We start from the raw sequence: 22,731 nt of genomic DNA, 5'->3' as shown, positions 1-22,731 counted from the left end.
ATTTGGAAGTGGTTGTATGAAAAATATTATCATCATTCAAGCACGAATGGGTTCTTCCCGTTTGCCTGGAAAAATTTTAAAACCATTGGGCGAGCATGATGTTCTTACATATGTAGTAGAACGTTGCAAAAAAATAAAAGGCGTGAGTGATGTCATTGTTGCGACTTCTACTTTGCCTCAAGACGGGAGAGTAGAAGATTGGTGTAAGCGTCATGGAGTTTCATTTTTTCGAGGTTCAGAAGAAGATGTGTTAGACCGTTACGTCCAATGTGCTAAAGTTTATGAACCTGACTATGTGATGCGTGTTACGGCAGATTGTCCATTTGTTGATTTTGAAATGGCTAATGAGATTGTCAAACTAATGGAGCAGGAAAAAGTCGATATTATTGATTTAGATGGGGAATTACCAAGGGGACTGGCTGTTGAATTGATCTCTTATCAGGCTTTGCAGTATATTCATCGACATGGTCATGAACCTCGCCACCGCGAACACGTAACCTATTATGCTTATGAATTTAAAGAAGAGTTTCAACGTGCTTCTTATTCAGTACCGGTTAATCGCCGGCATCCAGAGTTAAGAATTACTCTAGATACAGAGGAAGATTACGCTCTTTGCAAAGCGGTTGCTGATTATTTTAAAGACCCACTGGTTTCTAGTGTTGATGTCATTAATTTCTTATTAAAGCATCCTGAAATCGCAAATTTAAATAAACATGTCCAACAAAAACCTGTTGTTTGAGGGAAGAGATGAATATTTTAATACGAACAGATGCGTCTGTGCAAATAGGTACAGGTCATGTGATGAGATGTTTGACGGTTGCCCATGAAATGCGAAAGCGTGGTCATCAAACTACTTTTGCCATGAGAAACCTTCAAGGCCACTTAGCGGCTGTTGTTGAAAAACAAGGCTTTCACGTTGAAATGTTGCAGTACGAAGGTGATTTTCAATTCGAGAAAGATGTAATGGAAATTCGGCAATTGTTTTTGAGGCAAGATTACGATATTTGTATCATTGATCACTATAGGATTGATGAAAAATGGGAAAAAATGATTCGCCCTTTTGTTAAAAAACTGGTTGTCATTGATGATTTAGCAAACCGCTCTCATGATTGCGACATATTACTTGACCAAAATGTCGTAAATAATTATAAACATCGGTACGATCACCTTGTCCCGAAGCATTGTAAAAAGCTGCTCGGACCTAAATATTTAATTTTACGAGAAGAGTTTACAAAAATTCGTGAAAAGATACGCCACAGAGAAGGTGTTGTACGGAATTTGCTTATTTTTATGGGTGGAAGCGATCCAACTGGAGAAACGTTAAAAGTGATGAAGGCTTTCGAAAATTTTGATGGTTCTTTTCATCATGTGGATGTTGTTGTGGGACAAGCGAATCCCGATAAAGAAGCTGTGCATACATATTGTGAAAAGTTCGGTTTTGCGTACCATTGTCAAATCGATTATTTGGCATCATTGATGGCGAAAGCGGATTTTTCCATTGGAGCTGGCGGAAGTACTACATGGGAGCGTTGTTATGTTGGTTTGCCTTCTTCAAGCACAATTGTTGCGGATAACCAAATGGAAACAACGAAAATGGCTGCACAGCTTGGAGTCGTTATTAATCTCGGCTGGCATGAAGAAGTAACAAGCAAAACATACGAAAAACTGCTCTACCAGATAATTGAACAAAAAGAAACCATCCAAAAAATGAGTATAAAAGGTTTGCAGTTGACAGAAAATCCTGATGGACCGAATCCATGGGTGACTCCAATGTTAGAAATGTGGTGATAAGATGAAAACAATTCAAATAGGCAGTAGAAAAATTGGAAAAGGTGAAAAACCTTTTATCATTGCGGAAATGTCAGGAAACCATAATCAATCTTTAGAAAGGGCTTTGAAAATCGTTGACCTTGCCGCGGAAGCAGGTGTCGACGCAGTTAAACTGCAAACGTATACCCCTGATACGATGACTTTGGATATTCATACAGGGGAATTTTTTATTAAGAGCGATACAAATCTTTGGAAAGGTCAATCATTATATAACTTATATAAAGAAGCGTACACTCCATGGGAATGGCATGAAGCGATTTTTGAACGCTGCCAACAACATGGATTACTTGCTTTCAGTTCTCCTTTTGATGAAACGGCAGTTGATTTTTTAGAAACATTAAATGTGCCGGCTTATAAAATTGCTTCGTTTGAAAATATCGATATACCGCTGATCCAAAAAGTCGCGGGGACCGGAAAACCCGTGATTATTTCGACGGGAATGGCGACAGTCGCGGAACTGGATGAAGCGGTTCAAGCTGTTCGTTCACAAGGAAATGATCAAATTGTTTTGTTAAAATGTACGAGTACCTATCCCGCCACCCCGGAAAATTCTAATATCGCCACGATTCCTCATATGCGCGAATTATTTGGCGTTGAAGTGGGGCTGTCCGACCATACGATGGGCGTTGGCACTTCCGTTGCCGCTGTAGCGCTTGGAGCAACCGTTATCGAAAAACATTTTACCACTTCCCGCGCTGAAGGCGGTGTCGATTCGGCATTTTCATTAGAGCCTCAAGAAATGAAAATGCTCGTGGAAGAAACAGAACGGGCTTGGCTGAGCCTCGGTAAGGTTTCTTACGGTCCCACTGAAGTAGAAAAGCCTTCGTTGGAACATCGTCGTTCTCTTTACGTTGCGAAAGATATAAAAGCGGGGGAAATTATTACGAAAGAAAATGTTCGAGCCATCCGTCCAGGACACGGCTTATCGCCCAAATATTATGAGTTGGTTCTAGGAAGAACAGTAAAAAAAGATGTAAAAAAAGGAACACCATTAAGCTGGGACATATTATTGTAATGAAGGTGAAGAGATAAAAATGAGGAAAACTTTCTTATCGTACGGGCGTCAATGGATTACGGATGAAGATATTGAAGCGGTCGTTGAAGTGCTGAAGTCTTCATTTTTAACACAAGGGCCTAAAATCCAAGAATTTGAACGAAAAGTGGCCGACTATGTCGGTGCGAAATATGCCGTTGCATTTTCCAATGGAACGGCAGCTCTTCACGGAGCTTGTTTTGCGGCCGGCATCGGCAAGGGAGATGAAGTGATTACCACTCCGATCACTTTTGCCGCTACATCCAATGCGGTTCTTTATTGTGGCGGGAAGCCTGTTTTTGCCGATATTGATAAAAGGACATACAACATTGATCCTCAAGAAATACGAACACATATTACACCAAATACGAAGGCGATTATTCCTGTTGATTTTACCGGGCAACCTGTTGATATGGATGCCATCATGGAGATTGCCCGAGAGCACGACTTAATTGTCATTGAAGATGGAGCACACGCTCTTGGTGCGGAGTATAAAGGACAGAAAGTCGGAACTCGAGCCCATATGACGATGTTCAGCTTTCATCCCGTTAAACCCGTTACAACAGCAGAAGGCGGTATCATCGTCACTGATTCAAAAGAGTATTATGAAAAGCTAAAACGATTCCGTTCTCATGGAATCATAAAAGAAAATCTATCACGAGATGAAGGTCCCTGGTACTACGAAATGGTCGATTTAGGATACAACTATCGCATGACGGATCTTCAAGCGGCACTAGGTATTTCGCAAATGGATAAATTAGATCGCTTTATTGAAAGACGCCGGGAAATTGTCAACATGTATAATGAAGCATTTAAAACAATGGATGCCGTTATACTTCCGCACCAGCTCGAAGAAACCAAATCCGGATGGCACCTATATATACTTCAATTAAAATTGGATAAGTTAAAGCGTAGTCGCAGAGAAATATTTGAAAGATTGCGTGCGGACAACATTGGTGTCCATGTTCATTATATTCCGGTTTATTGGCATCCATATTATCAAAAATTAGGATATAAGAAAGGCCTTTGTCCAACAGCGGAACAATGGTATGAACAAGCGTTAACGCTGCCGATCTTTCCGAAAATGACGGATGAAGATGTTCATGATGTAGTGGAAGCGGTGAAGAAACATATCAAATAATTTGAGTTACTAACTTTTTAGTTAAATCATTATCGTATGAACTTCATTTTAGGAAAATGGACAATTTCTTAAGAGAATTTGACAAAAGAGACAAGTTCTTTTAGGACTTGTCCATCCATTATATTTGATGGTTGAAAAGAGATTCCAGACTCTAATGAGTTGGATAAATACTTTTGATAAAAAAACTTGGTTAAAAAATATTTATGGCGGTCTGCAAGGTGTTTTGTTTCAAAACAGATATTCTTTACTTTAAGGTTTTGGGAGTCGGTGTTCTGACAAAACTTTTTTATATCAAAATAATCAAATGAAGTTTTAAATTAAGAGTTTTAAAATGGTTGAAAGAGGTTATGAATTTAATGAAAAAAAAAGTCTTATTATGTTTTATAGATGACATAAAAAGTAAGGATGAATTTGATAAATTCATAAAAAGGTTTGACGACAATCAGTTTGAAGTGCATATTTTAAATGGAATAGTAGAAAACAATATTCAACCACATGACGTTATACATATTATTGAGACGATTTTCATGGATAAATTGGAAAACCATAGCTATTATTTTCTTTCGAATATCGAGGAATTTTTAATTTTAGTTTATAGAATATATCATCAAGTTTTCCAGCAGTTTATTTTCTTTGCGAATGATCAAATTCATTACAACGTTCATTTGGAAAAGATATATAACGAGCTTTTAAGGCATGAGTTCACTATAGATGAAAGTATTATTAAGCCAATTTATATTAATGACAGTTTTTACAAGGAAAAATTTAACAAATTAATCAAGGACTTTTGTGTTCCATTAACAAATTTTGAGGATTTGTCTAAATCAATACATGTTAAACCCATTCAAAAATTGTATTTTTTTAATAATAATTATTATTTGTTTGAACCAACAAGTGGGGAAGAAGTGATAATCTCTCTTAAAGGAACTAAAAATAAAGAGAAAATAAGTTATTTTAACACAAAAATATATAGTAAAAATTTATCTATTAATGATGCTCTACAATTAATAAATCAATTACATGAGTCTAAAAATAGTTATTTAAGGTCCTTTAAATTTTTCCGGGATTATTTTGAATCTTTAAAAAATTTCATAGTGAGTAGCAACTATTTTACAAAAAATTTTTATATAAAATCGTTTGAACTTTTAAGTCGATCATTTGATATATATGTAGAAATATTCATTCTATCATTTTTAGTGAATATTTTACCTAATTCTAAATATTATAATAGAATCCATTCAGTTTTGTTAGAAAGTCATAAAATAGGAAAATATGAAAAGTATTTTTATTTATATCAATGTATACGGTTAGGTTTTGTTAATCAAGATTTATGGGATTATCAAACCGCTATTTTGCAAAGAAAACTTTATAGGGACATTTACTACAGTTTTCGAAAAGAAATAAAAAATCGATATAAGTTTATCCCTAAAGAAGAACGGGACAAAAATTTTATTGTTGTTTTAACATCCCAATTTTTGAATTTAAATCATGCACCTACAAAAACCGCACTTGATAGATGTTACAGTTTAATAACGCATTTAGGTAAAAAGGTAATGTTGATAAATACAAAAGAGTTGTTAACATCGAAAGGTTTTTCTCCTTTTCATAATGTTATTATTGGGAATGAAGTGAAAGAATTAGAAAACTATAGAAATATAAAATATAAAGATATCGAAATTCCGTTTTATCAAACATCTTACCAAATGCCCGATATGGATGAAATTATTAATATAATGGAATTTATAGAAAAACGGAAACCGTATTTTGTTCTTCAAATTGGTGGAGGCAGTATCAATTCGGATTTATGTAGCCAAATAGTTCCTGTTGTTACTATTTCCACAGTTTTTAGTGGTTTACCTTTAAGCGAAGGAAATATGTATGTTATTGGTAGAAAAGTAAATGAAAATGATGTCAAGCTACTAAAAGAATTTGATTTTAATAAAGAAAAGGTAATAGAGAGTGTATTTACTTTTGATTTTAAGCCGCAGCAAAGAAAATATACAAAAACTCAATTAAACTTGCCAAAAAATAAATTCTTGATTGCAATTGTAGGAACAAGGTTAGATGAAGAGATAACGGAAACTTTTATAAAACTGCTTACTGAGATGATAAAACAATTAAACATTCATATTGTGTTTATTGGTGAGTTTAAAAAATACACTGATTTTGTAAGGGCAAATAATTATCTAAAAAAGAATTCAACGTGTCTAGGATTTCAAGAAGATGTATTGGCTATTTTAGAGTTGTGTGATCTGTATGTTAATCCGAAAAGGACGGGAGGAGGGAGTTCAGTGGCAGAGGCTATGTTTAAAGGATTGCCTGTTGTAACATTAAACAGCGGAGATGTTTTTATTGCTGCAGGAAGTGATTTTGGCGTTGATTCCTATGAAGAAATGAAACAAATGATAGTTAAGTATGTAAAGAATAAAGATTTCTACTCGGAAATGTCTAAAAAGGCATTGCAAAGGGCGCAATTGTTATTATCGACACATGAACAGATGAAAGATATTTTTTGTAAAATTGAGAAAAACAGATACTTCAAATAACACGAAATAGATATTTTGTCAGATAAAATGTGAGATGTTATTCGGCTGGATTTTTCCAAGGTTTTTGTAGAAATAGACATAAGCAGAGAAAAGTAAAATAGTCCTCATTTTTACTAAAAGGTGGGGGCTCTTCTTTTTAACTCTTAAAGAATAATAATATTCTCTTTTTATCAACAAAGTAGCCTTTTGTCAGAGTTCAGCACGTTTTCGAGTTAAAAATTGATTTAAACAAAAGGTGCAAGTTTCTAACGCTTTGAAGATGGGAATGCGGCTTGTTTAAACCTTCTTTGTTAGACTGGACCTCAGCTTCTTATAATCTTTCATAGCTCAAGCTTTTTTCTTTACCTTTACCTCCCGTTAAAGTGGCTCAACTAGGAATAAATGGAAAGAGATGGTATCAAGAATAGCGGCAATAAAAAATGTTTAGCAGTATTTAAATGCCGCTGCTCATGACGGGAGTGGTGATATGTTTATTTTACAATTATTTTCATTTACTTTTTCAAGAAACTGTCCGAAGAAGCCGCATGTAAATGTTTTTGGCAAGTAAAAAATGCATGAAATGGAAATTAAAAATGTCACTTGCCAAATTCCGTTATTGGTTGAGTGAGATTGAATCTTTATAGCGATGACTATCGCCTTTAAAAATGATTAAATGGGAGTGATGTATCAATCTATCAATCACTGCTTGTTAAATTTCTTAATAGTTTGCCTTAAACAGCAAGGAAACTTTAGTTGGAAAAAAATTTATAACATTTTTTTAGAAAAGAAAGAAAATAGTAAAATAGAATCGGTACATATTACTTATAGTTTGATTGGAGGATCATCAATGGAAGAGAAAAATTACGTTACGATTGGAAAAATTAGTCACATGAAATTTGACGGGAAAAAAATCCAAATCCGCGTAGCTTCTTTAAGTGAATATTCCATTAACACTAATACGATTAGTGATAAAGGAATTTATAATGTATGGATATTGACAAAAGATGAAGAAAATCAAAAAGATAATCAAAAAGTTGATCAAAATAAAAAAGATGATCTATGTTGTAAAGTTAAAAGGCAAAATAAGTGGTATAAAGTAAGTAATGAGGGTATGGAAAATTACCTGGCAGATCTGATATACAATCTTTACAAGAATCAAAATATTGTAAAGCTGGCACTAAGTAATGAAGATGATGGTAAAGTGATTGCCATTGAATTAGGTGGAGATTATGTACAATAAGTATGAACCTTATTGACCTGAAAATGTCATTTTTTGGGGATCTGGAGCAACGGCGCCTCTTGGTATGCAGACAACACTCCAAATAGGGAGCACACTTTTTTGTTTATCGAAGGACCATGAAATGAGTTTAAATGAACGGTTGAATCATGTTTTTCCTAATATAAATTATACAATTAAAAAACAATTCGGTGCCATGTTGACTCTTCTGTCAAACCGGGAAGATTCGGAAAGACAGGAAGCGGCTGAACAGCTTGGTTTTTCTGCGGAAAGAGTAAGCGAAATTCGCAATTTATATGATTGGGATACGCTGAAATTGGTCATTAAAAGATGTCCTCAAGAAAACGGACAACTTCAATTGCAAGATGTTTATAATTTATTGGATATGCATATACAATCGGGCAATGGGTTTTATGGGATGGACCAAACATTTATTCGCCCGGAAAAATTGATAATGGCGAGAAGAACATTGGATATGTTGGTCATTACTTTTCATAAAATCGGCTATCAGCAATTATTGTCGGATACGAAAAAGAAAAAAGTATATAGTCAATATTATGAATTTGCAAAAGTTTTGACCGAATTCATGATTGAAGAGGGGTTAATGAAAGAAAAACAATTTCGTTATAGTGATCGGAATTTTTACTTATTCAGTTATGCAGTTGTTTCTATGAACTGGGACCCACTGCTTCTATGGCTCATTTTTAATGCGCATAGAGAAATGAATAAATCGGAAATGAAACCTTACATTGGTATTCCGCCGCAGCCTATGAAGCTTTTTAATGATTTTGCCCATTTTATGGCCGTGAGAAAGATAGATTCAGATACACCCGGACCTTGGTTCCCGATGAATGAAACGGCTGTCCAACGGTTGAATGACCCCGAATATGATTCTAGAAGAGTACGGATTGGTAAATTTTATTTTCCGCACGGATCTCATGGATTTCGTCAATGTCCTAACTGTGGAAAATTGACGTTTTATTTAGGCAATCAGTGGAAGGTTGATTCGGACGATTTGTTTCCTCCATTGCTTTTGCCTTCTTTATCTCCAAGAAAACCGCGATCAGAAGAAGAGAAGAAGGCGTTAGAAGAAGGAAAATATGATGTCGTGCAATGTACACACTGTGGCTCTATCACAGAACTCCATCATACTTCGATTGTGATGCAGACTAATTTTAAAAACAGCTTTCCTCCGTTTATTGAGGAAATACAGAGAGATATGAAAGTGGCAATTGAAAAAGCAGAACATTTAATTTTTGCTGGATACTCATTGCCATCGGACGATTTTGTTTACCGGAGTATTTTCACGGCAAAAAGAAATATAAAAGAGAGCGGTACTAAATGTTCGATCATTGGTTATTTGGGCGAAGAAGGAAAAGACGAATGGTTTGAAGGAGATGCGCTTGAGGAGTTCATGAAACAGCACCCCGATACTTCTTTTACAAACACTTGCCAAAGAATTATAGATATTTTTGGAAAGGAAAATGTAAGAGGCTATTCAGCGGGATTTCCCCAAGTTTTTATAGAAAATGGCCGCGTGAGCAAAAGAAAGGTTAAAGAAATGTTATGGTGGCCATCTGAAAGCTAGTATTAGAGCTTACATTGTGATTTTTTATAGCATATTATCAAGAATAGTAGCCTATAATTCTTAGCAGCTTATAGGATATAAATGAGGATGGTTATTTTAAGGTTAATCAAATAATAAATAAGTATACATCTATCTTTTGAAGTATACATGTACATAATGTATAATCAACATTTTGGATTTCTCTCTTTGGAGCGAAATCCTTTTTGTTTAAAGCAAAATAAAATTTTCCTGAGTTTCATTATGGGACTCTTTTTTTCATATTCAAATACAAATTTTGGATGGGCATGTTTAAAGTGCTGAGCAAAATCTTTTCTTATTACACAAGACCAGACTTTTACATAAAAAGATCGTAATTCAAAAATTTTTTGTGCTATTATAGAATTTTTTAGAAATTCTTGAAAATAAGCAGTATAAGTAAGGAAAGAGATAAAAGATCTACTGAAAATTGATGTTAATCATTGTATATCTTTCTACATATTTAATGACGAAAGTGGCGCAAAACTAAAGGGTTTATTAAAATTAAATCAAAAAATTAAGAAAGCAGTGATTAAAATGTAACGACTAAAAAATTGATATAAGATGATTGAATTGCGTTTGAGCATGATTAAAATAAGTGGCTTGGATATCTACATCAGCTAAAACGTAAGTAGAAGAAACCTAAATGATTTATTAAAAAAAGATGTGAGGATAAAAAATTGGTGCCATTTGTAAAAATTATAAGTAATACAGATTTAACTATCCGGAATCAAAATTATTCAAAATATGAATCTCAAATAATAGAGTTAGCGACCAAAGTGTTTGGCTACCAAAATAAATTTGAAACTGGTTACGGATGGTTGCTGAATGCTGCTAAGCTTCGTAATCATGGAATTATTTCTGCGACATTTTTTGATGAACTTTCCAAATGGTTTTATACAGAATTCAAACAAGGTCAACAAGTATCTATAGAAGTCTGGGAAGATTATTGCAATCTTGATACTAAAATACGAAAACATCTATCGTATTTACTTTCATCAATAAGCAAATGTAAAAAGTGATATAACTTTCTAAATCACTAAGAGTATTACAATTTTTCGTTAGTCACAATAAAGTAGTTTACTCTTTTAGAACACCTTATGTGATCTCTTCTTATTTTCCTCATCAAAATAGATTATGTAAAGTAATCATTTTTCGTTGGATTTGTATAAAGTTAATCGCATTGTTGGATTGAGACTGTTTTAATGGTCGCTGAAGCTGGTACGTTAGTGTTGAAATTCTCGAAATAATTCATTCTGATGATAACCATAAATTAAATTCTAATACGTATCTAACTAAACATGTTTTCTATAATTTTTTAAGCGTATCAGAGGTGAAAAAATTATTAACGATAAAAGTTTTAAGGGAAATTCAAATCACAATACTAATGTATCCTCATAAAAGTTATGAAAGGGTTTGTTAATATGGAACAGTATAATATCCTCAATATTAATTATCAAAATAGATACGGTAAGGACATTAAATTAAGTTGTTTCTCCTTAGAAATAAAGCTTATGGATAATACTAATGAATATAAAGGGTATTGGGAAGTTAACATAAGAAAGATTAAAGACTTCTCATTGAATGAAGGTGATAGAACAACTTTTATTTTTGAAACGGATAAACGTATTCGGTTAATTGGTGAGGGAAAAGTACAGGGGTATTGTTTGATTGGGGACAATCTAAGGTTAGGATGATAGTTGGGTATTTTCTGAACCTGTAAAAGAAAAGGATTCGCATTAGTATTCACTTTTTTCTCATGATTGAAAGTGTTATCCGTAGAGTCCATTATTTATCGAATGTTATCTAAAGGAGTAGTTCATGCTAATTTCAGTGACGATGAATACTTTGAAGAAGGGGCCCAGACCCATTATTTTGTAACGACTTTCAGTATTATAAAATTCAAAAAAGAAATTAATATGAATTTTTAAGAAAAAGCAATAAAATTATCGAATCTAAATTTTGCACATGGGGGCGGGGAAAGTGAAATGGCAAAAAGTACGTGAAATTTATCCTGATCAATACGTTTTAATGTCAGTTATAGATGCCCATATAGTTGAAAATAAAAAGATTGTCGATGATGTCGCGTTGATTCGTCCAATCAAGGATTCACAAGAAGCAACGAAGGAATTATTAAAATCAAATAAAAATACCATTGTTTATCACACAAAGAATGATGAGCTTTTTATTGAACTAAGACAACCATCTGTACTAAGAGGATTCAACTGATGAAGTTGAGGTATGAACGTTTTGACGACATGAATCAATATGAGGACTTCATTCAAAAGAAGCCCTCAACAATTGGCACGTTCATTTATGTTTTATTCCTCTTATTATGAAAGCTTTCAGAAATGATTATCCCTTCGGTTTGTAAATTCGGCTTCATTTACGAGCTCCTCTTCTAACACGTTTTTCATATAAACTACTTCATTTCTGGAATTAGCTGCAATTTTAAAAATTGATATCATACGATCTACTTTTAATTGATTTTGCCATCCTCTAACGCTACTAAGACACCCTTTTTTCAAAAGCTTTAGCTTGTTTTCGATAATAGTGGTCCACGATGTGTCCGTATGTGGAGGCGAGGATTTGCTGGAAGAGCATGCCGATCACAACGGGAACGGCGGCTTTGGCCGGGAAGTAAGAAACTGCGACGACCGCACCTGCGCTGATGTTGCGCATGCCTCCAAGGAATGTGATCGCGACCACTGTGTCTTTTTTCTGTTTGAATATCCGGCCGATAATAAAGGACAGGTAGTAGCCGCTAAAAGCGATCAAAAATACAGCCGCCGCAATTTCGACCAGTTTCCAATCGATATGGCGCAAATACGGAGCAATCACTGAGCTGTTGATTAAGACGACGATTCCTAAAAAGATTTTCGAAAACGGGGCCAAGCGAGGGGCAAGCACTTCCTTGGCTTTTCCTTTTGAAATTTGGTTGGCCAGCATGCCGATCAGCGACGGAATGACGATCATTCCGATCAATCCACTCATAATATCCATCGTGTTCATTTCCACTTTGGCTCCGATGAAGAAGGAAACCGTATAAGGAACGATTAACGGCGAGAGGAACGTGTCGATCAAAATCACCGAAAGAGTAAGAGGAATATTTCCTTTATAAATGGAAACCCATATAAAGCTTGTGATGCCGGTTGGAATGGCCATCGCTAAAGTGAGCCCTGTGATCGTGTAAAGATCTCCATGAAAAGCAAGATGGCCAAAAGCCCATGCGCCAAGCGGCATGAAAATATGGAGGATGGCCATCGTCAGAAAAATAGGCAGCGGGTGCAGAACGGCCTCTTTAAACGATCGAAAATTCGAACTCAAACTGCCGGCAAAGGTCATAAATGCAAAAAGCCACGGAACTAAAAAAGCAAAGGAATGCAAAGAATGGGCGAATAATACGCCAAGGATCACGCTGACCGGCGTGATAATCGGCATTCTTTTTTCCAGCTGTGCATTGAACTGTTGTAACATGATTTTCGCCTCTGTCATCCAAAATATTCTGTTTCTTTATGAAAACGGATATTTCCATTTTATCGAAAAGACCGAAAAGAAAAAAGTTTAGATACTTCCTGTTCTTCTTTTTGGCCATGACGATAACGGTTCAACGACTATATCCTTATTGTATCCTTGTGGGGAAAAAAGAGTGCTTTTGAAGCTTAAGAAGTTCAGAGATAATGGAAGAGATAGGTACGAAATGAAGATGAGATTGGTTGGAAGAAGCAATAAACAAAACAGGCCGGCTTGTTAAGCCGACCTGTGAGGTGGTTATAGTCTTATGAAAAGCCAATCAAGATTATCCGGAGATTTTTTTGCTTTCCACGGGGGCGATGGTGATGCCGGTGGATTCCTCAAAATTATAAAGATTGCTCGGAATGTCTGCAAATCGTTCTAAATCGTTGTAAGCCGGGATTCCATGGTAAGCCATGTCCAGCCCTTCGTCTTCTTCTCGTTCTTCGACGCGGAATCCCACTGTTTTCTCAGCTACTTTCGCAATGACTGTGCCGCTGATTAGGCCCCAGGCGATGACCACGATGGATCCCAGCAGCTGAACGCCTAAAAGGGAGAAGTGCCCGGTGGTCAACAGCCCTTGCGTGGAATCGAACAAACCGACGGCGATCGTGCCGAATACGCCGTTAAAGCCATGGACGGCAACCGCGCCGACCGGATCGTCAATTTTTAAATTATCGATGAAAAGCGTCGCATAAATGACGATGATTCCGCTCGCAGCTCCGATGATGATTGCGCTCCACTCCGAGACATACGCGCAGCCCGCTGTGATGGCGACTAAACCCGATAAAACGCCGTTGATCGTTAAACTTGGATCTGCTTTTCCGTATTTTCCAATGGTAAAGAGAAGGGCGGAAGTACCGGCGCTTGCCCCGGCCAGCATCGTGTTTAACGCAATCGAGGCTAGATGAGTGTTGGAAGCGTCTAATGTGCTTCCGGCGTTAAAACCGAACCAGCCGAACCATAAAATAAACGCACCGCACGAAGCTAACGGAATATTGCTGGGAGCAAATACATTCACGCTGCCATCCGAGTTAAATCTCCCTTTGCGCGGTCCGAGCCATTTGACCATCGCTAAAGCAGCAAATCCGCCGACTGCATGGATGGCCGCTGATCCGGCAAAATCTTTCATTCCCATCTTAGCAAGCCAGCCTTCACTGTTAAAAATCCAGTGTCCGGAAAGAGGATAGATGATGCCCGCAATCAGAGCGGCTGTTAACACATAAGCTTTAAAACTTATCCGCTCCGCTACAGCTCCTGAAATAATGGAAATGCAGGCTACCGCAAATCCCATTTGAAACAAAATGTAGGCTGCACTCGGCAAATGGAGGGTTAGGTGGATTTTTTCAGGACTGCCAAAAAGGCTTGTGCCGATCAACCCGAAAGCGTCTTTCCCAAACATAATGCCGAAGCCGATGATCCAAAAGACCAGAGCGCCAACCGTTAAATCAACAAAAATCTTCATCGTGACATTCACCGCGTTTTTCGTGCGAACGAAACCGGATTCCAGCAAACTGAATCCGCCTTCCATGAACATCACCATCGCCGCTGCGAGACAAACCCAAACGGTATTGATATAGGTTAGTTGCATCGATCTCATCCTCCTTGATTGGCTAAATCATCAATGCTCCAATCGGATGTACCGGTCCGAATATTATAAGCTTCCAAAATCGGATAGACATAGATCTTCCCGTCGCCGTCTTCTCCTGTCTGTGCGCATTGAATAATCGTTTGAACGGTCGGTTCCACCATGTAATCCGATAGAACAATTTCTAATTTCACTTTAGGATGGAGCGTCACTTTATAATTTTTTCCCCGATACACCCCTTGAGTATCTTTTTGTTTCCCCCTGCCGACTACTTGAGAAACCGTAAAACCTGTAATCCCTATATTTTTTAATCCTTTAATCGTCTCGGTTACTTTTTCCGGTCGAATAATGGCTTCGATCTTTTTCATTTCATTGCACCCGATTCATGTTAGATTTTCTAACATTAATTTGATATTAATTATAACAATATTTTTGTTTCTGTCAACGACCAATGATTTGTAAAACGAGAAAAAAGCGAACTTGCCAGCCTGTTTTAGCTGGAAAGTCCGCTTTTTCATCGGAATAGATGAACATTTCGGCGAATTCTTTTTCGCTTTTTCGCGTTTATCGTTTTTTAGACGGACGGTTTAGTCCATTAAAACGGAGGTGATGAAAGATATTTGGATTTTTAGCAACATTATAAAAATTTAGTTTATAAAGCCGATAAAAATGAAGGATGAGTAGAATGGGCACTTTATGATTGAGCTTATTCAAGAAGGATAGGAACAACGCCGCCAATCCAATCCGTTCATAATGAAAGAATCTTTGTTATAGGAATCGCTGAAGTTGAAGGGGATAGATGGTTTACCATGTTGAAGTAAAAAGCCGTAGTGGTATTTCTGTTCAATCGTTATCCAAAATGATTCTTGGAATAGATGATTGTTTTTATGAGCATTCCATATCAATAAATAGAAAGGAAGTGAGAATCATGTTTAGTAGATTAAACCAAGAACAGATTGCCAATTTTCATTCTAATTGTCAACTTTTGTTGCTTCGTTCTCTTTATGGATATAAAGGACATGTAATAGAGGAAAAAAATAATTGGGTGATGTTAGATGGTAAAGGTTTTCGAGATATGATGGAAAATGCAACAGGCCCCATTCATACAGAAAATGTGATTCACATGTCAGCAGAAGAAGAACGTCGACTTCGCAGCAATGGGAACAGCGAACTTCTGATTCAAGCGTTAAAAAGAGCTGGCGAATTAGGAATACTAGATCCAAATGGTCATCAAAAATCACCTGTCGTCCAACGAATCAATCAAAGTTTGGGATATAAAGCCTATGGATGATAATCAAGAAAAAATAAAAATAGGACGTTCCATTTAGTCAACAATGAACGTCTTCTTTTGTGATTTCGTTAAATATACCAACACCTGTTACGACATCTATGATTTTGCTTTGGAAGTTTTGCTTCAAAAGATATTCAGATAAAAGAAAAATTCCTCAAATGACCGATTGCTCCACTAACCATCAGCGGGGTTTTTCTGTCACCCCGCTGATGGAAGTTGCACCGTACTTAAGTGCTGCTATTTTTCAAATTAGACAAGACATTGATGGCAAAAAGGATAACCGCAATGACCACGAGAATGAGTCCTACCAACGCTGCAGGTTCGGCCGACGGATATCCTGACTGCAAATAAGCGAGAGCAATTATCAACACTAGAAAACCAATGTTATACAGCCAAAAATGTGTTTTTCCTAGAGCATTGGTGCCGAGTTGAGGAAATTGATGATAAATCAGTCCGGCTAAGCCTAAGGATGTCCAGCCGAGCAAAAGAATGGATGTGTACACGTCGCTTAGGATGTATGAATGGGATAACGAAATATATAATCCTAATAAAATGCCAATGACAAAATAAACAACCGCGATTTTAATGAATCGGATTCCCATGTTGTTCACCTCCTTTTTCCTTTACCATATTATGTTGTTTGTTCGAAAAGATGAGTTGGAGGATGACAAAAAATGGTTGTTTTTGAGAAATAGGTAAAAAGCCTTCGTTTTAGCGAAAAAAGGACAAAATGTGGAAAATACGTATATAGGCGGAACAGAAAATGGACGTACATACATTTTGGCTTGGGAATCCAAAATAACGGCGGGCCTTGTTAGAGGAAAGGGAAAACAACATGAGCCGGCTTGTTTTTTTCAACTGATTGGTATAGGGGATCCAAGATTTAAGCGGACAAAAAAGGATGCTGATCATCTACTTGTCAGCATCATCCAAGTTCCTCATTAGGACGGAATCAAAATGTCCTTTCATCTATTTTTCAAAATAATTTCTTTATGGATGTTTTGTGCGGTTAAGCTTTTCAATACATACTCTGCATTTAAACTTTCTTTTATTCTTTTAATAGAAGAAGCGAATTCCTCGTATGTCTAATTTTTTGAGACCGAATGGATCATTTCTTTCGTTTCCTCGCTCGATAAATCATAATTTAAAATCATATGAAAAAAGGAAAAATCCGTATCTTCCTTATCTAAAAGCATCGTCAACAATAAACTTTGATGATACTTTAATTTTTCAATTTCTTGTTCGGCATTCAAAAAAACCTTACATTCGGTTGATTTCATTGGGGCGAGCAGGCTCCAAAATCAGGGACGGCGTTTTCGGGTCAACCAAGTTTTCCATGTTCCCATATGCAAATGTAAGTGCCATTTCGTTAGTCCATCACCAATCCGCCGTCGACAACTAAGTTTTGACCCGTGACGGCGCGGCTCCACGGCGAAGCGAAAAAGAGGACGGCGTCTGCCAGTTCTTCCGGAGAAGTCACACGTCTTAACGGAGTGGATGCTTCAATTAGTTTAAATACTTCATCCGAAGTGGCTCGGCTGGCATCGGTTTTCTTAAGCAATCCGCCGCTCACCATATTGACGGTGATGTTATATGGGCCTAATTCCTGTGCCATGTTTCTTGTCAAAGCAAGCAATGCCGCCTTGGCTGTTGTATAGTCATGATAGGGAACGACGGGATTTTGAAAAAGATTGGTTCCGATGGTGATGATTCGGCCGAATTTGGAGGCTTTCATTTTTTCTAAACCGGCTTGAATGATGTTCAGCGCTCCACGTACGCTGCCTTCCAGCTGCTTTTGAACATCTTCCCATTCAATCGTAAAGGCGTCTTTTTTGTTATCGGAATCAAATTGAAAATCAATCAGGGCATTATGAATAATGGTTGTGACCGATTTTCCGAAATGCTCTTCTGCTTTTCGAAACAGGTTTTTCATATCTTCTTTGCTGCGGACGTCTCCTTGCAGCGCCAATGTACGAGGTCCGAGTTCTTCCGCCAATTTTTCAGCTTTTTCTTTGCTTTGGTAATAATTGATGATGACTTGTGCTCCTTCTCGGACAAAAGAACGGACTATTGCCGCTCCAAGACCTCTGCTTCCGCCGGTTACTAATACGAGCTGCTCATTGATCTTCATTTGTTCTTCCTCCTCTTGGCAAAAAATTTTTGAAGGGGTTCCTTCATTCATCATTATGGATCTTTTCAATTTGTATGGCAGGATTGCCGTTCAAGCAAAATAAAAACTGCTTTCCCGAAAAAGGAAAGCAGTGCATGAACGAATGGATTTGCTTCCCTCTGCTGGTGCAAACTGGATCCGTTTCAATATTTGAAGTCTTCTTCATACGACCATTTCAGTACTTCCGTTGAAAGTGGCATATATTTTTAGAAATGTAACAAGCGTGGATGGAAGGACTATCTCGTTATGCTCCTTTTAGATGGGAAGCTCCTTCAAAAAAAGTTTGCAAAATTTTGATATTGGCGGATTCGTTTTTGCGAAGGGCTTCTTGAAAGTTTGGATCGAAATACTGATCGGGCGAGAATTTTGCTTCTCCGCAAATGTCCATTCCGTATACGTTTTTATATTGCAGCAGTGCCTCTATATAATGGAGCAATGAAGCGAGAGACATTTGTCCTTGATCCCAGTTGGTGATGGCGTCTGTTTTCTTGAGCACATCTTTATCGATGCTGATATAAACGGTGTTTGTTGGTATGTTGGAAAGAATCATCTTGGAAGAAACTCTGTGGCTGTTGTATGGAAAAATGGTCGCATTAGGCAAAGAAGAGTCCTGATTCTTAAGAGAGGTTGGTCCAATGATCACGGCTTTTTTCAGCATGGGAATGTTCTTTAGGGCATAGGATACCCATGATCCGCAAGAAAGCAATGTGTCTGATTCGTCGGAACGGCCGATGTCAGGATGGTGATCGAATAAGACAAGCGTAAAGGGCTCTTTGATTTCTTTTAACAAAGAGGATGTGACATAATGGTAGTTTCCGCTTCCGATCAGCGTCATCCCTTTTTTCCGTCTTTCGGCAAGACGTTGTTCAATTTTGGTTAAAGAATCTTGTTCGCAGTATAAGTTCACGTGTTGGAGATCGTAGAAGTCAATGTTTTCGTGAGGAAAAAGCTGAAGTTTTGACTGCAGTTTGTATGTTTCATCAAAATGTAAAACCGTCATACCCTTATTCACTAAACCCATTGTTTTCATCTCCCTTTGGTTGAATCATAGGTTTTGAGAATGAAGCGACATTCGGTTTTCTATTCTATTACTATAGCACAAAACTCACAGCGAATGAAAAAAGGACTCCTCCTTTATAAGGGGCATGGAGGAGACCACGTGCTTATTTTCTTTTCGTTAAGTTTTCTTCTGCCAATTCAATCAATCTTTTCACCATATTTCCGCCGATCTTTCCTCCGATTTTTCCGGCTTGTTCAGATGTCAGATCGCCGTTATCCCCTTTTTTTAACGGAACGCCCGCTTCTTTTGCCGTTTCAAATTTGGCATCTTGGGGACGAGAAGTGCCGGCGATATTCGCTTTCAGCTGGTCGAGCGCTTTCCTGGCACCAGGTACAAGAGGCCTGTTGTTCCTTGCCATGATCGCATTCCTCCTTTCGTTGATAGTGTGTCCGATTAGAAAAAATTTTTGCTTCACACATGGGAAAGTTTATACTTGAAGGGAGAAAGGCGTTCGGGAAGGGGAAATGATGAATGGCTGACATCCGGTTTGAACACGTTTCTAAAGTGTATCACGGCGGCATAGAGGCGGTAAGGGATTTTTCATTACATATTTCAGATCAAGAGTTTCTCGTGATTGTAGGTCCGTCTGGAAGCGGAAAATCAACGGTGCTGCGAATGGTTGCGGGTCTTGAAGACATCACGAAAGGGAATTTATATTTAGGCGGAAAATTAATCAACAACATTCCACCGAAAGACCGTGACTTGGCCATGGTGTTTCAACATTACGCTTTGTACCCCCATATGACCGTTTACGGAAATATGGCTTTCAGTTTAAAGCTGCAAAAACTCCCTAAATCAGAGATCGATAAGCGGGTGCGATGGGCGGCGGATGTGATGGGGTTAAAAGGAAAACTGGATCGGAAGCCGAGGGAGTTGTCGGGAGGCGAGCGGCAGCGGGTAGCGCTGGGAAGGGCCATCGTTCGTCATCCGCAGGCGTTTTTATTCGATGAGCCGCTATCCAATTTAGATGCGATGCTCCGGGTTCAAATGCGAAATGAAATTAAAAAGCTTCATCAACAACTAAAAACGACTTCTATTTATGTAACGCATGATCAGGTAGAGGCCATGACGTTGGGGACAAGGCTGGTTGTTATGAAAGAGGGGGAAATTCAGCAGGTGGGAACACCGCAAGAAGTGTATGAAAATCCGGCTAATCAATTTGTCGGCGAATTTATCGGTTCCCCCGCGATGAATTTTTTCGTTGGAAGGTTGGAAAATGGTTTCTTTCAGATCGGCGACCTGCTTTTTAAGCTGCCGGAACAGAAAGCATCGTTTCTGAAAGCACGCGGGTATGATCGGCAAACGGTCCTTCTAGGCATTCGCCCGGAGCACATTATCGCGTTTTCTGAGGGGATGACAGATTCTGCAACCGTGACGGCGAATATTCAATTAGTCGAGTTTATGGGGGCCGAAACCATCTTGTCTTTTCACGTCGGAGGTCAACCATGTTTAGCCAAAGTGCCTTCCGATAAAGGATGGAAAGCGGGAGAACAGGCGGCGTTTCGTTTTCAACTGGAGAAATCCTGCTTTTTTGATGCAAAAACGAAATGGCGGATCGATAAAGCCGGCTCCTAAGCAGGAACCGACTTTTTGTTCGACGTTGATCTATCCTGCTTTCAAAAGGGGATCATTTTTCTTCGGACAAAACCTCGTCGATGACTTGATCGAGCTTTTTATATAATTGGTAAAAGGTCATCAATTCCGCATTGGAAAAATGAGAAAAAAAGGTGCCCATCAGTTGACTGAAAGATACACTGACAGTTTCCACCAGCTCTTCGCCGGCTTTCGTCAATTGCATCATGACTACTCGTCGATCTGTGTCGGAGTGGCACCTTTCGACAAGCCCGCGTTCAATTAATCGATCAATGATCACAGTAATGGCGCTTGGTTTCACATTCATCATGTCCGCTAATTGAGTCGCTCGGGCAGGACCTTCGCGCTTCAACATTTTCATGATATGATACTGGGGCCCGGTAATCCCGAATGGCTGCATATTTTTTTCTATCAATGGGCGCAGTTTTTTACTAATAGAAACCATAATCATTTCCATTTTATCTAAAAACTCTTTTTCGTATTGGAGCATCTTCATTCGTCCTCTCATATCCCTGCTGATATTTTACCTAATTAAATATTAAACAATTTAAAAGGTGTTGTCAAACTTTCACAAGACAAATAAAAAGTAGGATGATTTGGCCAGAAGGTACTACTTTTATTTTTTTATTCTCATAAATGCGCTTTTATTGGGAGATCAGACGCATTTTTCTCGTTTCGAAAAGAGCAAGAATCCAAGAAAAAAAATTGTGACAAAATGGTTGACATTGTGAACTTGTCTGTAATAATATTTAAATCGCTTAAATTTTTATTTAGGAAAGGAGTGAGCCGAGTGCCATCAACATGACCTGATTCATTCCATCGCCGAGGAGTAGGCATGATGGGATCGCTGTCATCCATCCATAAAAAATCAAGTGCTCACTTCAATAAGAATACTTGAACCGTTCACCATCGGTCGTTTCCATTCCGTATGGTTGACGAAATTTCAAAAGCGGCGAACTTTTGTATGCAGACAATGGAAAAAAGGTTAACCATCCGTTTCAGTTCTTTAGCATGGTTTATGGCTAAAAAAGGGATTGTGAACTAATCCACAAATAGGAAGTTGGGAGATTGCTAGTTCTTTCGGAAATTTGTTTCGAAAGAATGGCATTAGTGAAAAATTAAACCGCTTGCGACTGGAATTGTTTTCGAACGGTTTGATTGAACGGCGGATCCTGGGTGGAGGATTTTTACTTATTCATGGTATATCCGGACGAAAGGATCCGATGATGGATTTCTGAAAAACCTGCATCACCAAGGAAGAAATGCGGAAATTAAGTAATGATTCTTTCGTTGAAAAACGGTTTTTCAAAGGGGTGGCGATAAGGTGTCTTGAGCAAAAAAATGACCTTTCACAGGAATTTTTTTGTTCTAAGGGATGGAAATGACTCATTTATACTGGGTTCGCTTCATGGAGGTTTTTTGTGAAAAACTTCCGGTTTCTATTTATGTTAAATGCATAGAGTAAGTATAAATAGATGAAAGGAGAAAAAGAGAATGTCAAGAGGACGTTTAGTTCTATTGAATTTAGTAGGGATCATTGTCGTGATCTTGTTGTTGGCAGGAGGAGCTTATTATTACTATCAAACCACGAACTACTTGAAAACTGATGATGCAAAAGTATCAGCGGATATGGTTCCGGTTGTGGCGACAACTTCCGGAAAATTAGTGGACTGGACCGGAGAAGAAGGAGATAAAGTTTTGAAGGACGATTTGCTTGGAAAAATTTCTGACGGCAAAACGACGATTCCGGTAACATCTCCTGAAAAAGGGACCATTATTAAAAATCAAGTGCAAAAAAATCAAATTGTTCAAGCGGGACAAACGTTGGCTCAAACAGCTGACTTGAGTCACCTCTACATTGTGGCCAATATTAAAGAAACCGATCTTAAGGACATTGAAAAAGGAGATAAAGTAACCATAACGGTGGATGGCGATCCGGATACAACATTTGATGGCAAAGTAGAAGAAATCGGCTATGCAACGAACTCTGTTTTCTCCTTATTACCTGAACAAAATTCCAGCGGAAACTACACAAAAGTTACACAAAAAGTTCCGGTGAAAATTTCGATCAAAGATCCATCGGATAAAGTTCTGCCTGGCATGAACGCAGAAGTGAAAATTTCTAAATAATCGTCATGAATTCAATC

23 protein-coding genes and 1 pseudogene are annotated in these 22,731 nt (G+C 37.8%); 14 read left to right on the top strand and 10 right to left on the bottom strand.

Annotated features, from left to right (window positions below; genetic code table 11):
- Positions 1 to 16: 16 nt before the first annotated feature.
- The 5 genes from NST12_RS13875 (at position 17) to NST12_RS13855 (ending at position 6,550) form a co-directional block, all read left to right on the top strand.
- A complete protein-coding gene (locus tag NST12_RS13875) occupies positions 17 to 739 on the top strand; it encodes a glycosyltransferase family protein (protein ID WP_341101578.1) in 723 nt (240 codons plus the stop codon).
- A gap of 8 nt (positions 740 to 747) precedes the next feature.
- Positions 748 to 1,788 (top strand): UDP-2,4-diacetamido-2,4,6-trideoxy-beta-L-altropyranose hydrolase, encoded by a 1,041-nt coding sequence (pseG, locus tag NST12_RS13870; RefSeq protein WP_340396719.1) that lies wholly within the window; start codon positions 748 to 750, stop codon positions 1,786 to 1,788.
- 4 nt (positions 1,789 to 1,792) lie between these two features.
- The gene (gene pseI, locus NST12_RS13865; RefSeq protein ID WP_340396721.1) at positions 1,793 to 2,845 is read left to right on the top strand and encodes a pseudaminic acid synthase; all 1,053 of its coding nucleotides are present in this window, start codon (positions 1,793 to 1,795) and stop codon (positions 2,843 to 2,845) included.
- Between the two features lie 13 nt (positions 2,846 to 2,858).
- Complete coding sequence (gene pseC / locus NST12_RS13860; RefSeq protein WP_340396726.1) at positions 2,859 to 4,004, top strand: UDP-4-amino-4,6-dideoxy-N-acetyl-beta-L-altrosamine transaminase; 1,146 nt, start codon at positions 2,859 to 2,861, stop codon at positions 4,002 to 4,004.
- 356 nt (positions 4,005 to 4,360) lie between these two features.
- Positions 4,361 to 6,550 carry a glycosyltransferase gene (locus tag NST12_RS13855; protein ID WP_341101575.1) on the top strand — a complete coding sequence of 730 codons (2,190 nt, stop codon included), beginning with the start codon at positions 4,361 to 4,363 and terminating at the stop codon, positions 6,548 to 6,550.
- A 592-nt stretch (positions 6,551 to 7,142) separates the two neighbouring features.
- On the opposite strand, the pseudogene NST12_RS17160 reads toward NST12_RS13855, so the two are convergent.
- Positions 7,143 to 7,238 (bottom strand): annotated as a pseudogene (locus NST12_RS17160) (ATP-binding protein); the annotation flags it as partial.
- Positions 7,239 to 7,376: 138 nt separating this feature from the next.
- Here NST12_RS17160 and NST12_RS13850 point away from each other — a divergent pair.
- The 5 genes from NST12_RS13850 (at position 7,377) to NST12_RS13830 (ending at position 11,598) form a co-directional block, all read left to right on the top strand.
- Entirely contained in the window at positions 7,377 to 7,769 is a 393-nt protein-coding gene (locus NST12_RS13850; RefSeq protein WP_341101573.1) for a hypothetical protein, read from the top strand.
- Positions 7,770 to 7,890: 121 nt separating this feature from the next.
- A complete protein-coding gene (locus tag NST12_RS13845) occupies positions 7,891 to 9,354 on the top strand; it encodes a hypothetical protein (RefSeq protein WP_341101571.1) in 1,464 nt (487 codons plus the stop codon).
- Positions 9,355 to 10,052: 698 nt separating this feature from the next.
- Entirely contained in the window at positions 10,053 to 10,391 is a 339-nt protein-coding gene (locus NST12_RS13840) for a hypothetical protein (protein ID WP_341101569.1), read from the top strand.
- A 402-nt stretch (positions 10,392 to 10,793) separates the two neighbouring features.
- Positions 10,794 to 11,066: a hypothetical protein gene (locus NST12_RS13835; protein WP_341101567.1), complete on the top strand. Its 273-nt coding sequence runs from the start codon at positions 10,794 to 10,796 to the stop codon at positions 11,064 to 11,066.
- 286 nt (positions 11,067 to 11,352) lie between these two features.
- On the top strand, positions 11,353 to 11,598 hold the full coding sequence (locus NST12_RS13830) for a hypothetical protein (RefSeq protein WP_341101565.1): 246 nt from the start codon (positions 11,353 to 11,355) through the stop codon (positions 11,596 to 11,598).
- A 279-nt stretch (positions 11,599 to 11,877) separates the two neighbouring features.
- Here the strand turns inward: NST12_RS13830 and NST12_RS13825 are convergent, their stop codons facing one another.
- From NST12_RS13825 to NST12_RS13815, 3 genes are all read right to left on the bottom strand, one after another.
- Positions 11,878 to 12,846 (bottom strand): bile acid:sodium symporter family protein, encoded by a 969-nt coding sequence (locus tag NST12_RS13825; RefSeq protein WP_341101562.1) that lies wholly within the window; start codon positions 12,844 to 12,846, stop codon positions 11,878 to 11,880.
- A 322-nt stretch (positions 12,847 to 13,168) separates the two neighbouring features.
- Positions 13,169 to 14,473: an ammonium transporter gene (locus tag NST12_RS13820; protein ID WP_341101560.1), complete on the bottom strand. Its 1,305-nt coding sequence runs from the start codon at positions 14,471 to 14,473 to the stop codon at positions 13,169 to 13,171.
- A gap of 5 nt (positions 14,474 to 14,478) precedes the next feature.
- Positions 14,479 to 14,838, bottom strand: a complete 360-nt coding sequence (locus NST12_RS13815) for a P-II family nitrogen regulator (RefSeq protein WP_327796520.1) — start codon at positions 14,836 to 14,838, stop codon at positions 14,479 to 14,481.
- A 560-nt stretch (positions 14,839 to 15,398) separates the two neighbouring features.
- On the opposite strand from NST12_RS13815, the gene NST12_RS13810 reads away from it, so the two are divergent.
- On the top strand, positions 15,399 to 15,761 hold the full coding sequence (locus tag NST12_RS13810; protein ID WP_341101557.1) for a hypothetical protein: 363 nt from the start codon (positions 15,399 to 15,401) through the stop codon (positions 15,759 to 15,761).
- A gap of 227 nt (positions 15,762 to 15,988) precedes the next feature.
- Here NST12_RS13810 and NST12_RS13805 read toward each other — a convergent pair whose 3' ends face one another.
- Positions 15,989 to 16,363, bottom strand: coding sequence for a hypothetical protein (locus tag NST12_RS13805; RefSeq protein ID WP_003352638.1), 375 nt, complete (start codon positions 16,361 to 16,363; stop codon positions 15,989 to 15,991).
- 130 nt (positions 16,364 to 16,493) lie between these two features.
- On the opposite strand from NST12_RS13805, the gene NST12_RS13800 reads away from it, so the two are divergent.
- Positions 16,494 to 16,706, top strand: coding sequence for a hypothetical protein (locus NST12_RS13800; protein ID WP_341101555.1), 213 nt, complete (start codon positions 16,494 to 16,496; stop codon positions 16,704 to 16,706).
- A 140-nt stretch (positions 16,707 to 16,846) separates the two neighbouring features.
- Here the strand turns inward: NST12_RS13800 and NST12_RS13795 are convergent, their stop codons facing one another.
- From NST12_RS13795 to NST12_RS13780, 4 genes are all read right to left on the bottom strand, one after another.
- Positions 16,847 to 17,041, bottom strand: a complete 195-nt coding sequence (locus tag NST12_RS13795; RefSeq protein WP_340396210.1) for a DUF1878 family protein — start codon at positions 17,039 to 17,041, stop codon at positions 16,847 to 16,849.
- Positions 17,042 to 17,130: 89 nt separating this feature from the next.
- Positions 17,131 to 17,892: a 3-oxoacyl-ACP reductase gene (locus tag NST12_RS13790; protein ID WP_341101554.1), complete on the bottom strand. Its 762-nt coding sequence runs from the start codon at positions 17,890 to 17,892 to the stop codon at positions 17,131 to 17,133.
- A gap of 283 nt (positions 17,893 to 18,175) precedes the next feature.
- A complete protein-coding gene (locus tag NST12_RS13785) occupies positions 18,176 to 18,952 on the bottom strand; it encodes an arginase family protein (protein WP_327796514.1) in 777 nt (258 codons plus the stop codon).
- A 142-nt stretch (positions 18,953 to 19,094) separates the two neighbouring features.
- Positions 19,095 to 19,349: an alpha/beta-type small acid-soluble spore protein gene (locus NST12_RS13780; protein WP_341101552.1), complete on the bottom strand. Its 255-nt coding sequence runs from the start codon at positions 19,347 to 19,349 to the stop codon at positions 19,095 to 19,097.
- Between the two features lie 113 nt (positions 19,350 to 19,462).
- Between NST12_RS13780 and NST12_RS13775 the strand changes: the two genes are divergently transcribed.
- On the top strand, positions 19,463 to 20,566 hold the full coding sequence (locus NST12_RS13775) for an ABC transporter ATP-binding protein (protein WP_341101549.1): 1,104 nt from the start codon (positions 19,463 to 19,465) through the stop codon (positions 20,564 to 20,566).
- Positions 20,567 to 20,618: 52 nt separating this feature from the next.
- Here NST12_RS13775 and NST12_RS13770 read toward each other — a convergent pair whose 3' ends face one another.
- Entirely contained in the window at positions 20,619 to 21,074 is a 456-nt protein-coding gene (locus NST12_RS13770) for a MarR family winged helix-turn-helix transcriptional regulator (RefSeq protein WP_048624015.1), read from the bottom strand.
- Positions 21,075 to 22,078: 1,004 nt separating this feature from the next.
- On the opposite strand from NST12_RS13770, the gene NST12_RS13765 reads away from it, so the two are divergent.
- The gene (locus NST12_RS13765) at positions 22,079 to 22,714 is read left to right on the top strand and encodes an HlyD family efflux transporter periplasmic adaptor subunit (protein ID WP_328202812.1); all 636 of its coding nucleotides are present in this window, start codon (positions 22,079 to 22,081) and stop codon (positions 22,712 to 22,714) included.
- Positions 22,715 to 22,731: the final 17 nt, after the last annotated feature.

The sequence above is a fragment of the Bacillus sp. FSL W8-1127 genome (assembly GCF_038006725.1).
Taxonomy (GTDB): Bacteria; Bacillota; Bacilli; order Bacillales; family DSM-4216; genus Bacillus_O; species Bacillus_O smithii.
The sequence above is the reverse complement of the archived record's forward strand: the minus strand, read 5'-3'. Positions and strand labels throughout refer to the sequence as shown.